Annotated in this window: 9 protein-coding genes; 6 read left to right on the top strand and 3 right to left on the bottom strand. The window is 61.8% G+C overall.

Going from position 1 to position 11,473, the window contains the following annotated elements; genetic code table 11:
* Positions 1–156: 156 nt before the first annotated feature.
* Complete coding sequence (locus HX875_RS22465; RefSeq protein WP_177045799.1) at positions 157–732, bottom strand: ANTAR domain-containing response regulator; 576 nt, start codon at positions 730–732, stop codon at positions 157–159.
* 12 nt (positions 733–744) lie between these two features.
* Complete coding sequence (locus tag HX875_RS22460) at positions 745–1,944, bottom strand: CmpA/NrtA family ABC transporter substrate-binding protein (protein ID WP_177045797.1); 1,200 nt, start codon at positions 1,942–1,944, stop codon at positions 745–747.
* 236 nt (positions 1,945–2,180) lie between these two features.
* Here HX875_RS22460 and sctC point away from each other — a divergent pair, with 236 nt between their 5' ends.
* The 4 genes from sctC to HX875_RS22440 all read left to right on the top strand — a co-directional run bounded on the left by sctC (position 2,181) and on the right by HX875_RS22440 (position 5,740).
* On the top strand, positions 2,181–3,644 hold the full coding sequence (sctC, locus tag HX875_RS22455) for a type III secretion system outer membrane ring subunit SctC (protein WP_177045796.1): 1,464 nt from the start codon (positions 2,181–2,183) through the stop codon (positions 3,642–3,644).
* A 139-nt stretch (positions 3,645–3,783) separates the two neighbouring features.
* Positions 3,784–4,149, top strand: coding sequence for a winged helix-turn-helix domain-containing protein (locus HX875_RS22450; RefSeq protein WP_177045794.1), 366 nt, complete (start codon positions 3,784–3,786; stop codon positions 4,147–4,149).
* A gap of 14 nt (positions 4,150–4,163) precedes the next feature.
* Complete coding sequence (locus tag HX875_RS22445; RefSeq protein WP_177045811.1) at positions 4,164–4,601, top strand: transglycosylase SLT domain-containing protein; 438 nt, start codon at positions 4,164–4,166, stop codon at positions 4,599–4,601.
* An 86-nt stretch (positions 4,602–4,687) separates the two neighbouring features.
* Positions 4,688–5,740, top strand: a complete 1,053-nt coding sequence (locus HX875_RS22440; protein ID WP_177045792.1) for a quinone-dependent dihydroorotate dehydrogenase — start codon at positions 4,688–4,690, stop codon at positions 5,738–5,740.
* 93 nt (positions 5,741–5,833) lie between these two features.
* Here HX875_RS22440 and rmf read toward each other — a convergent pair whose 3' ends face one another.
* A complete protein-coding gene (gene rmf, locus HX875_RS22435; protein ID WP_002553055.1) occupies positions 5,834–6,049 on the bottom strand; it encodes a ribosome modulation factor in 216 nt (71 codons plus the stop codon).
* A 532-nt stretch (positions 6,050–6,581) separates the two neighbouring features.
* Between rmf and rlmKL the strand changes: the two genes are divergently transcribed.
* Together rlmKL and HX875_RS22425 are read left to right on the top strand one after the other, a co-directional pair.
* Complete coding sequence (rlmKL, locus tag HX875_RS22430; RefSeq protein ID WP_177045789.1) at positions 6,582–8,846, top strand: bifunctional 23S rRNA (guanine(2069)-N(7))-methyltransferase RlmK/23S rRNA (guanine(2445)-N(2))-methyltransferase RlmL; 2,265 nt, start codon at positions 6,582–6,584, stop codon at positions 8,844–8,846.
* Positions 8,847–8,986: 140 nt separating this feature from the next.
* Entirely contained in the window at positions 8,987–11,386 is a 2,400-nt protein-coding gene (locus tag HX875_RS22425; protein ID WP_177045781.1) for a sensor domain-containing diguanylate cyclase, read from the top strand.
* Positions 11,387–11,473: the final 87 nt, after the last annotated feature.

The following is an 11,473-nucleotide window of genomic DNA, read 5'->3' as shown; positions in this document are numbered from 1 at the left end:
CGCTTCGTGCTACCGGAGCTGAGGGCACACCGAGCCTAGGCGAGGTGCCGAGTGGTGGGGCAAGAGCGTTTTGCTTACTTTTGCGCTCTTCAAAAGTGAGCCGCTGTAAGAGCGGAACCAATAGTGGCCGTTACCTAAATAACGGATATACACCCCTCACCCCAACAACTCACTCATCGCAATAATCTGCTCCGCCACCTGAATCAGCTTCTGCTGCCGACTCATCGCCTGACGCCGCATCAGCGTGTAGGCCTCTTCCTCATTACACCCCTTCATTTTCATCAACAATCCCTTGGCCGTTTCGATCCGCTTACGCTCCGCCAACTGCTGATCCCGAGCCTGCAACTGCGCGCGCATCGCCTGGTCACTCTCAAACCGCGCCATCGCCACATCCAGGATCGGCTGCAACCGCTGCGCCTGAATCCCCTCGACGATGTAGGCACTCACCCCAGACTTGATCGCCTGCCGCATCACCCCCGGATCATGCTCATCGGTAAACATCACAATCGGCCGCGGCTGGTCGCGACTCACCAACACCACCTGCTCCATCACATCGCGCCCCGGCGACTCGGTATCGATCAAGATCACATCCGGGCGCACCGCCTCAACCCGCGCGGGCAAGTCGATCGTCAGCCCCGACTCATCAATCACTTCAAACCCAGCCTCGGTCAGCGCAGCCTTGAGCCGCCCAACCTTGCGCGGTGTGTCATTGATCAACAGGATTCGCAACATAAGGTCCTCCTGTCAGCGCAAGGCTTGGCGGCTGGCAACATCTGCCATGGCGTGCAGGCGAAAGCTGCGGGCATACCCGGCCGGGTCGGAACCGTCCCAGACCTTGCCGTCGATCAGTTGGCTGCTGCGCATGGCCTCGCCACCGGCCGGCACACCCACCGCACTGGCCGCCTGCCGATAGATGTCCAGTTGCTGCACACGCCGGGCGATACCGAGGTAGTCCGGATCTTCGCGCAGCAGGCCCCAGCGACGGAATTGGGTCATGAACCACATGCCATCCGACAGGTACGGCAGGTTCACCTCGCCATCGCCATAAAAACGCAGTGCGTGGGGATCCTGCCAGTGGTTGCCGAGGCCGTCGTCATAGCTGCCCAGCAAGCGCGGCTCGATGCAATCGAGCGGTGCGTCGAGGTACTGCGGGGCGCTCAGCAATTGCGCGGTGGAGCGACGGTTTTCCGTGCTCTCTTCGATAAACCGGCTGGCCTGCAGGATCGCCATCACCAGCACCCGGGCGGTGTTGGGATACTGCTCGACGAACGCCTGGGTGCAGCCGAGGACTTTTTCCGGATGGTCGGGCCAGAGCGCCTGGGTGGTGGCCAGGGTGAAGCCCTGGTTCTGCTTCACTGCACTGGCGCACCACGGCTCGCCCACACAAAACCCGTCGATGCGCCCGGCTTGCAGGTGCGCCACCATTTGCGGCGGCGGCACCACCACACTGTCCACATCCTGTAACGGATGGATGCCCTGGCTGGCCAGCCAGTAATACAACCACATGGCGTGGGTGCCTGTGGGAAAGGTCTGGGCGAAGGTGAGTTTTGTTCGGCTTTGGTGCACGTGGCGGTCCAGCGCCTCAGGACTGGTCACTCCCAGCTGTTGCAGGCCGCGGGACAGGTTGATGCTCTGGCCGTTCTGGTTCAGGCCCATCAGCACTGCCATGTCGGTGGGCGCCACGCCGCCGATGCCCAGGTGCACGGCATAGATCAGGCCGTACAGGCTGTGGGCCGCGTCCAGTTCGCCGCTGACCAGGTTGTCCCGCAGGCTGGCCCATGACGACTGGCGCTTGAGGTTCAGTGTCAGGCCATAGGGTTGGGCGAAACCCTGGGTGGCGGCGACCACCACCGAGGCGCAATCGCTCAGGGCCATGAACCCCAGGTTGAGGCTGCTCTTTTCCGGGGCATCACTGCCGTTGACCCAAGCCAGGGGATCATTCATCTACACGTACCTTTCATAAAAAAACGTCGCTCCGTCGGGCCGCTCACAAGGGCGGCCCGGGGTAACGACGTCTTTGTCCTGAACCCGTTCCGCCGTTGGCGCGGGCTGCGATAGACAAGGCAAAGCAAGGCACATGCCACGGGTCGGGAAAGCTCGGTCGGCCGTCAGCTTCCCGTCAGGATTGAAACCGGCGTGGCTCGCAGTATGGCCGCTCCTTGGTCCCGGGCTTTGCAGGCATGTTCATCAATCGTCATCGTTTTGCGACTGCGTTCATCTGGCTGTTGATGCTGGGCAGTTCCAGCATGTTCGGGGAGCCCTACCAGGCCCGTGATGAAAGCCTGCATACCTTTTTTACGGCGCTGTCCTTGCCGTTGGGGCTGCCGATCGTTGTCAGCCAGGCAGCGGCCCGCAAGCGCATCAGCGGGGCGTTCGATTTCGATTCGGCACAACCGCTGCTGGAGTCGGTCGCCCGCCAGCATGGCTTGATCTGGTACAGCGACGGGCAAGTGCTTTACCTCTATGACGCCGACGAGGCGAAAAGCTCGGTGGTGACACTGCGGCATATTTCGGTCGATATCCTGCGCGGGTTCATGCGGCGCTCGGGGCTCGACGAAGCACGCTATCCGCTAAGGGCGAGCGGGGCGCGGGTGTTCTATGTGTCCGGGCCACCGAACTATGTCGACCATGTGCTGCGTCTGGCCCAACTGATGGACCGCCAGCGTGCGGAGCTGCGCATGGGGCCGCAGCGGATCGGGGTGGTGCAGGTGCTCAACACCCACGTCGCCGACCGCGAGTACAGCATGGGCGACAGAACCGTCACGGTATCGGGCATGGCGTCGATGATCGAAAAACTCCTGGAGGTAGAACAGAAGGGGGCCTCCCCACGGCAACCCGGGTTACTCGCCGACAAGAATATTTCGGTGCTGGCGTATCCCGACACCAATAGCTTGTTGATCAAGGGCAAGCCGGCGCAGGTGAGCTTTATCGAAAACCTGGTGGCAGAACTGGACGTGCCCAAGCGTGGGGTGGAGGTTTCGTTGTGGCTGGTGGATGTGGATCGTGATGAGCTCAAGCAGATGGGTTTTGCCGCGGCCGGCAAGTCTTCTGCAACGCGGGTAATGACGCCTGTCGAGGACGATGCATTCATGAAGCGGATCACGGCACTGGAGCAGCGTCGGCGAGCGAAGGTCACGACGTTGCCGGTGATCCTTGGCCAGGAAAATGTGCCGGCCGTTTTCAACGATAACCAGACGTTCTATCTGCCCCGGCCGGGTGAGGACCGTGATGAATGGCAGCCGGTGGTCTATGGCACGCAGGTGAGTGTGCTGCCGCGCTTCGCCGAAGCGAATGAAATCGAGATGCTGCTCACCATCGAGGATGGCCGCCAGATGGGCAAGGCCGGCAGTCGCGACAAGCGCTCGGAGGCGGTGGAGCGCACGGGGGTCAACACCGTGGTGCGCATGGCTCCGGGTAGGCGGCTGCTGGTGGGGGACTTTCAGCGCGATACCAGCCCGGCCTTGGCCGGGCGCTACTACGGACCTATGGCCAATAGCGTACGGCTGTTTGTCATTCAGGCCACGGCAGCGGGTGATGCCGTGCCTACGGGCGCCGAGCCGGGGCAGGCGCCGCCGTTGACGCCCTCCCAGCATGAACGGGTGAAGCGTGCATTTACGCGGGAGTCGGAGGGAGGGCCGCATTGAAAAGTCTTACACCAGCAATCCGAAAAAAAACAAGCCTGTGGGCTTTTGCCTCTCCTGTGCAGCGGTTGAGCTTCTTATAGTCGCCACTTTTCTGGAGAACCTGCGTGGGCATGAGGGGGAGTTGGATGCAGAGGTACCAATGGCCGTTGTGATAGAGCGGGACCTGGCTGGCCCGATGGTCTTTGATCAATGGACATTGCACGGCGACGGCAGGTTGACCGGTGAAGGCTCGGATATCCAGCTACCGCCCAAGGAGTGGCAGGTGCTGCGCCTGTTATTGGTTTCGGCCGGCGCGCTGGTAACCAAGGACCGCTTGCTGGAAAAGGCCTGGCCCCATAACGAGGCCACGGAAGAGTCCCTCACCCGTTGCATCTGTTCGCTGCGCAAATATCTGAAGGCCGGCAGAGGGCTGATCAAGACGGTGTATGGCAAGGGGTATCGCATGACCTGCTCGGTCAAGCGGGTCAGTGACGTCTGTGCAGCCTGTGGTCGGGGCCAGGTATGAAGGGAGCCATGGCGATGTTGGTGTTTGCGTTATGTTTTCCTGATGACGCCAGGGCGTATTGCTGGGCCGAGGCTGCCCGCCGCTATGACATCGAGCCGGAGCTGTTGCAGGCCATCGCTGCGGTGGAGTCGGGGTATCGCGCCGAGGCCATGAATTACGCCAACAACAACGGTACCCGTGATATCGGGCTGATGCAGATCAACAGCATCCACCTGCCGCGCCTGCTCAAGGACGGTATTACCGAACAGCGGTTGCTCAATGAACCCTGCCTGTCCGTGGAGGTAGGCGCGTCAATCCTGGCCGACTTCATCAAACAGTTCGGCTACAACTGGACGGCGATCGGTTCCTATAATGTTGGTGCTGGCCCTGGGCCTCGTCGTGAGGAGCTGCGCCTTCGTTACGCGCAGAAAATCTGGACGCGCTACGAGGAACTGATGGCGCACCGTCACTGACGATTGCTCGGCACGCCTCGCATGCAGCCCTCCACCCCGGCTATAATCGCCGCCACCTTTCGCCGCCATCCGAGTCAATCCCGCCCATGTATACCCTGGCCCGCCAGCTGTTGTTCAAACTCTCTCCGGAAACCTCCCACGATCTGTCCCTGGATTTGATCGGGGCCGGTGGCCGCCTGGGGCTCAATGGCCTGGTGTGCAAGGCTCCGGCGAAAATGCCGGTGTCGGTGATGGGGCTCGACTTCCCCAACCCGGTCGGCTTGGCTGCCGGCCTGGACAAGAACGGCGCAGCCATCGACGGTTTTGCGCAGTTGGGTTTTGGCTTTGTCGAAATCGGCACCGTGACCCCACGGCCGCAACCGGGCAACCCCAAGCCGCGGATCTTCCGCCTGCCGGAAGCCGAGGCGATCATCAATCGCATGGGCTTCAACAACCTGGGGGTGGATAACCTGCTGTCGCGGGTCCAGGCGGCGAAGTACAAGGGCATCCTGGGGATCAACATCGGCAAGAACTTCGACACGCCGGTGGAGCGTGCGGTGGATGACTACCTGATTTGCCTGGACAAGGTCTACGCCCACGCCAGCTATGTCACGGTCAATGTCAGCTCACCGAACACCCCAGGCCTGCGCAGCCTGCAGTTTGGCGACTCCCTCAAGCAATTGCTCGAGGCCCTGCGCCAGCGTCAGGAAGACCTGGCGGTGCGTCATGGTAAGCGTGTGCCATTGGCGATCAAGATTGCCCCGGACATGAGCGACGAAGAAACCGTGCTGGTGGCCCAGGCCCTGGTGGATTCGGGCATGGACGCGGTGATCGCCACCAACACCACCCTGAGCCGCGTCGGTGTCGAAGGCCTGGCCTTTGGTGACGAGGCGGGTGGCTTGTCCGGCGCGCCGGTGCGCGACCAGAGCACCCACATCGTCAAGGTGCTGGCGGCCGAGCTGGCCGGGCGCTTGCCGATCATTGCGGTGGGCGGTATTACCGAAGGCAGGCACGCGGCCGAGAAAATCGCCGCCGGCGCCAGCCTGGTGCAGTTGTATTCTGGCTTTATCTACAAGGGCCCGGCACTGATTCGCCAGTCGGTGGATGCGATCGCGGCGCTGCCACGAGGCTCAGAGCAGGCAATAAAAAGGGCTCCTTGAAGGAGCCCCTGGGCCGAAGCCCGCCGCCCGGATAGGGCGTGCGTGGTTAAGGTGTTGCGTATTCGTGGTGGTGTCGGAATTAAATGCCCTTGATTAGCCGACGGCGTGAAGTTCGTTGAGTCTGTGGATTCCCGCAGTGCCAGTCATACCGTCCCAGTTGTCGCCGCGTCCTTCTCGCCAGCCGTTGATCCAGGCTTGGCGTACCGACGGTAGAGTAAATGGGCAAAGCTCACGGGATTTGCCATGAACGCCATATTGATATCCGCGTAAAAATGCTCTTTCCAACGGATCACGCTTAAGTCTTCTCATAGGGTGTTTCCCTCACTTGTTGACTGTCTTGATATCCTTCGGCCTCGTCCGAGGCCGGGCAGAGTTTTTCTGCCGTTGGTGGGCTCGCTGCCGGCGTGGCGAGCCTATGTGTCGGCGTCGTTACGGCGCCAACCTGTGTTGAGTTCTAACCAATAGGTCACATGGATTCAATGATCGTTTTGTCATAAGCACGTAACGATAATGATGCTATAGCCATAAGCTGGGATGGCTTTTCGCCCCTTTTATTGGGCAAACCCAGCTATGATGTGCCCTTCAAAGAGGATGGGTTTAATCCTTTAGTGAGAATGCCCGCCTGTTGCAGTCGGTTATTATTCGACGAAGGGTCAGAATATTTCTTTTTGTTGCACCCAATACATGAACTGCCCCGTCAATAAAGGCCCATAAGGCCTGTAGCCGGGGTGGAACGGCACATTCGTGCCACACGAGCGCTCTTCAAGAAAAGCGCTTGATTGAAAACCGAACGCGCGATGCGTCGCCCGTTCACTTATTGCTGAAAAGCCTGGAATGCCCCATGTCGGACCGTTTTGAACTCTTCCTCACTTGCCCCAAGGGCCTCGAAGGCCTGCTGATCGAGGAAGCCGTCGGGCTTGGCCTTGAGGAAGCCCGCGAGCACACCTCGGCCGTGCGCGGCATGGCCGACATGGAGACCGCCTACCGCCTGTGCCTCTGGTCGCGCCTGGCCAACCGCGTGTTGCTGGTGCTCAAGCGCTTCCCGATGAAGGACGCCGAAGACCTCTACCACGGCGTGCTGGACATCGAGTGGGAAGACCACATGCTCGCCGATGGCACCCTCGCCGTTGAATTCAGCGGCCATGGCTCGGGCATCGACAACACCCACTTCGGCGCGCTGAAGGTCAAGGATGCGATTGTCGACAAGCTGCGCACCCCGACCGGCGAACGCCCGTCCATCGACAAGATCAACCCGGACCTGCGCATTCACCTGCGCCTGGACCGTGGCGAAGCGATCCTGTCCCTCGACCTGTCCGGCCACAGCCTGCACCAGCGCGGTTACCGCCTGCAGCAGGGTGCCGCGCCGTTGAAAGAGAACCTGGCGGCGGCGATCCTGATTCGTTCCGGCTGGCCGCGCATTGCTGCCGAAGGCGGCGCGCTGACTGACCCGATGTGTGGCGTCGGTACCTTCCTGGTGGAAGGCGCGATGATCGCCGCCGACATGGCCCCCAACCTGAACCGTGAGCTGTGGGGTTTCACCGCCTGGCTCGGCCACGTTCCGGCGCTGTGGAAGAAACTTCATACAGAGGCCAGCGAACGTGCTGCCGTCGGCATGGCCAAGCCACCGCTGTGGATCCGCGGCTACGAAGCGGACCCACGCCTGATCCAGCCGGCGCGCAACAACATCGAACGTGCTGGCCTGAGCCACTGGATCAAGATTTACCAGGGTGAAGTCGGCACCTTCGAGCCGCGCCCGGACCAGAACCAGAAAGGCCTGGTGATCTGCAACCCGCCCTACGGCGAGCGTCTGGGTGATGAAGCCAGCCTGTTGTACCTCTACCAGAACCTCGGCGAGCGTCTGCGCCAGGCGTGCCTGGGCTGGGAAGCGGCGGTGTTTACCGGTGCGCCGGACCTGGGCAAGCGCATGGGCATCCGCAGCCACAAACAGTATTCGTTCTGGAACGGCGCCTTGCCGTGCAAATTGCTGCTGATCAAGGTCACCCCCGACCAGTTCGTCACCGGCGAGCGCCGTACTCCGGAGCAACGCCAGGCCGAACGCGAGCAGGCCGCCTACGACCAGGCACCGACCGAGCCGCAAGAGCGTCAGTACAACAAGAACGGTAACCCGATCAAACCCGCCCCGGCCCCTGTGGTCGAGCAGGCGCGCTTGAGCGAAGGCGGGCAGATGTTTGCCAACCGCCTGCAAAAGAACCAGAAGCTGCTGGGCAAGTGGGCCAAGCGCGAAGGCGTCGATTGCTACCGTGTGTACGATGCCGACATGCCGGAATACTCCATGGCCATCGACCTGTACCACGACTGGGTGCACGTCCAGGAATACGTGGCGCCCAAGTCCATTGACCCGGAAAAAGCCTCGGCGCGTATGTTCGATGCGCTGGCGGCCATTCCCCAGGCGCTGGGCATCGACAAGAACCGCGTGGTGGTCAAGCGTCGCGAGCGTCAGAGCGGCACCAAGCAGTACGAGCGCCAGAGTGCCCAGGGCAAGTTCACCGAGGTCAGCGAAGGCGGCGTCAAGCTGCTGGTCAACCTGACGGATTACCTGGACACCGGCCTGTTCCTCGACCACCGCCCAATGCGCATGCGCATCCAGAAAGAGGCGGCCGGCAAGCGCTTCCTCAACCTGTATTGCTACACCGCCACTGCGAGTGTGCACGCGGCCAAAGGCGGCGCGCGCAGCACCACCAGCGTCGACCTGTCGAAAACCTACCTGGACTGGGCGCGCCGCAACTTCTCCCTCAACGGTTTCTCCGACAAGAACCGCCTGGAGCAGGGCGACGTCATGGCCTGGCTGGAAGCCAGCCGCGATGAGTTCGACATGATCTTCATCGACCCGCCGACCTTCTCCAACTCCAAGCGCATGGAAGGCATCTTCGACGTGCAACGTGATCACGTGCAGTTGCTGGACCTGGCCATGGCGCGCCTGGCACCGGGCGGCGTGTTGTACTTCTCCAACAACTTCCGCAAGTTCCAGCTGGAAGACAACCTCGTCGAGCGGTACGCCGTCGAAGAGATCAGCGACAAGACCATCGACCCGGATTTTGTGCGCAACGCCAAGATTCATCGGGCGTGGAAAATCACCGCTCGCTGATCGGCCCCTCTAAAGCCGCAAGCCGGGATTATTCCGGGCTTGCGGCTTTTTTTTGTGCTGGTCAAACCCAAGTCCTGTGGCTATAACTTAAGGCCTGGCCAAAGTGACGCACCTGCACGCTGGCGTTTTGAGTCTTGTCTATGCCGCTGCATGCCGTCCGCCCGAAAATCCTAGGCTTCATCAGTGAGCAGGTGTCGGCGTGGCTGGTGGCGGTGGTGGTGTTTCTGTCCGGTATCGCGCTGACGGTCATCGTCGCCTGGGCCGCCTCCGATCTCTATCAGCAGCAACTGCGCCAGCGTTTTCAGTTGCTGGTCAACGAGCGTTACAGTCGCCTCCAGGAGCGTTTCGAGGACCAGGAGCAACGCCTGGGCAGCCTGCGGCGGTTCTTCGTCAACTCCAATACGGTCTCCCGCGCAGAGTTCGACGGTTTCGCGCAGCCCTTGCTGTTGCGTGCCCGCGCCTATGCCTGGGCGCCCCGGGTTTCGCGTGACCAGCGCAGTGCGTTTGAGCAAGAGGTGACGGCTGAGCGCCGCGCGAGCTTCTCCATTCGCGAATTGAACGCGGCAGGTGAACTGACCCCGGCCAGCCAGCGTGATGAATATGTGCCGGTGCTGTACAGCCAGACCCAGAGCCTGCTTGGCTCGCCACTGGGGTTTGACCTGCTGGCCCAGCCACTGCGGCGCTCGACGGTGGAGCGTGCGCAACAGTCAGGCAAAATGGCGGTGTCCCAGCCCATGCAACTGGTGGGTGTGGAGCCGGCCTACGCCATGGGCGTGCTGCTGGTGGCACCGGTCAGCCGGGCACCGACGACACAAACGCCCGTCAGCGAACCTTACGGCTACGTCATGGCGGTGATCAGCATGCGCCAGCTGGTGGCCGATGGCTTGCCCAAGGCTGCCCGGGACAACCTGGTGACGCAGATCGTCGACACCTCCGACGCAGAAAAACGCGTGTTGTACGAATCCGGCAACGCCGTGGCAAACAGCGACCTGGTCGCCGCGCGCCGGTTGACCCTGGGTGACCACATCTATGCCTTGAGCCTGCGCCCCAGCCAGGTGTTCCAGCAGGGCAATCATTCTTCGCTGGCCAGTATCCTGGTGATGGGCGGCCTGCTGAGCCTGTTACTCAGCGCCTTGCTCTACGTGCTGGTCAGCCAGCGCCAGCGTGCATTGAAACTGGTGGAGCAGCGCACCGCGCAATTGCGTCAGCGTGAACAGGAGCTGCGGGGTACCCACGGGCAACTGCGCAGCGTGTTGAATGCGGCGACCCAGGTGGCGATCATTGCCACCGACTTGCGCGGGGTGATCACCACCTTCAATGCCGGTGCCGAGAAGATGCTGGGTTATGACGTGGAGGAGGTTCTGGGCCACCTGACCCTCGAAAGCCTGCACCGGGCGCCCGAGCTGGAAAACCGTGCCGCGCAGTTGAGTGCGGCCCTGGGCAAGCGCATCGGGCCAGGCCAGGCGATGTTGGTGGACAGTGCCGACACCGTTCACGAAGCCCGGGAATGGACGCTGGTGCGCAAGGATGGCAGCCAACTGACGGTGAACATGCTCGCCACCGTGTTGCTGGATGAACATGGCCTATGGGTCGGGCACCTGGCGATCTGCCTGGATGTCACCGAGCAAAAGCGCGTCTATGAGGCGCTGGCCGCGCGGGATCGCCTGCTGAAGAAGCTCAGTGCCCATGTGCCTGGCGGCATTTTCCAGTTTGTTCTGGAGCCGAACGATATCTCGCGTTTCATTTATGTCAGCGACGGCATTCGCGATATCTACGAAATCGAGCCGGGGCTGCTGCAGCAGGATGCGCGAAAGGTGTTCGAGCGTATTCATCCGCTGGACGTCGAACGGGTACGCGAGTCCATTCGCCTGTCTGCCCTGCAGCTGAGCCATTGGCGTGAAGAGTACCGGGTGCAATTGCCGCGTCGCGGGCTGCGCTGGATTCGCGGTGAAGCGACGCCGGAAGAACTGCCCGGCGGCGGTACCTTATGGTACGGCTACGTGTCGGATATTTCCGACCTCAAGCGGGTCGAGGAAGAGCTGCGGGCGTTGTCGATTACCGACTCGCTGACGGGTATCCATAACCGACGCTATTTCCAGGATCGTCTGAAAGCCGAGATGATCCGGGTCAAGCGTGCTTCGGGGGCGTTGTCGGTGATCATGTTCGACATCGACCACTTCAAGCGCATCAATGACCAGCATGGTCATGGGGTGGGCGATGAGGTGCTCAAGGAGTTGTGCCAGCGTATCAGCCAGCGGTTGCGACGCACGGATGTGTTTTGCCGGTTGGGGGGCGAGGAGTTCGTAGTGCTGTGCCCCAATACCGACGGCGGTCAGGCCTTCAGTGTGGCCCTGGAGTTATGGCAGGCGTTGCGCAGTGCGCCGATGGAGGGTGTGGGGACCGTGACGGCGAGCTTCGGGGTGGCCAGTTGGCGGGTCGAGGAGGGCGTTGACGGCTTGTTGCTGCGGGCGGATTCGGGGGTGTATGCGGCGAAGCAGGCGGGCCGGGACAGAGTTGAGGCAGAGCGGACGCTTGCCTGAAGCCTGCAGATCACTGTAGGGGCTGGCTTGCCTGCGATGGCATCACCTCGGTATCCCTGATAGACCGCGGCGCCTGCATCGCAGGCA

The sequence above is a fragment of the Pseudomonas yamanorum genome (assembly GCF_013386765.1).
In the GTDB taxonomy this organism is placed as follows: Bacteria; Pseudomonadota; Gammaproteobacteria; order Pseudomonadales; family Pseudomonadaceae; genus Aquipseudomonas; species Aquipseudomonas yamanorum_A.
Note: the sequence above shows the minus strand (reverse complement) of the source record. Positions and strands in the feature narration are given on the sequence as shown.

Bases quoted from the DNA above. Each gene is read 5' to 3' on its own strand.
- HX875_RS22465 (WP_177045799.1), bottom strand. From the start codon at position 732: ATGTTGCGAATCCTGTTGATCAATGACACACCGCGCAAGGTTGGGCGG.
- HX875_RS22460 (WP_177045797.1), bottom strand. From the start codon at position 1,944: ATGAATGATCCCCTGGCTTGGGTCAACGGCAGTGATGCCCCGGAAAAG.
- sctC (WP_177045796.1), top strand. From the start codon at position 2,181: ATGTTCATCAATCGTCATCGTTTTGCGACTGCGTTCATCTGGCTGTTG.
- HX875_RS22450 (WP_177045794.1), top strand. From the start codon at position 3,784: ATGGCCGTTGTGATAGAGCGGGACCTGGCTGGCCCGATGGTCTTTGAT.
- HX875_RS22445 (WP_177045811.1), top strand. From the start codon at position 4,164: ATGTTGGTGTTTGCGTTATGTTTTCCTGATGACGCCAGGGCGTATTGC.
- HX875_RS22440 (WP_177045792.1), top strand. From the start codon at position 4,688: ATGTATACCCTGGCCCGCCAGCTGTTGTTCAAACTCTCTCCGGAAACC.
- rmf (WP_002553055.1), bottom strand. From the start codon at position 6,049: ATGAGAAGACTTAAGCGTGATCCGTTGGAAAGAGCATTTTTACGCGGA.
- rlmKL (WP_177045789.1), top strand. From the start codon at position 6,582: ATGTCGGACCGTTTTGAACTCTTCCTCACTTGCCCCAAGGGCCTCGAA.
- HX875_RS22425 (WP_177045781.1), top strand. From the start codon at position 8,987: ATGCCGCTGCATGCCGTCCGCCCGAAAATCCTAGGCTTCATCAGTGAG.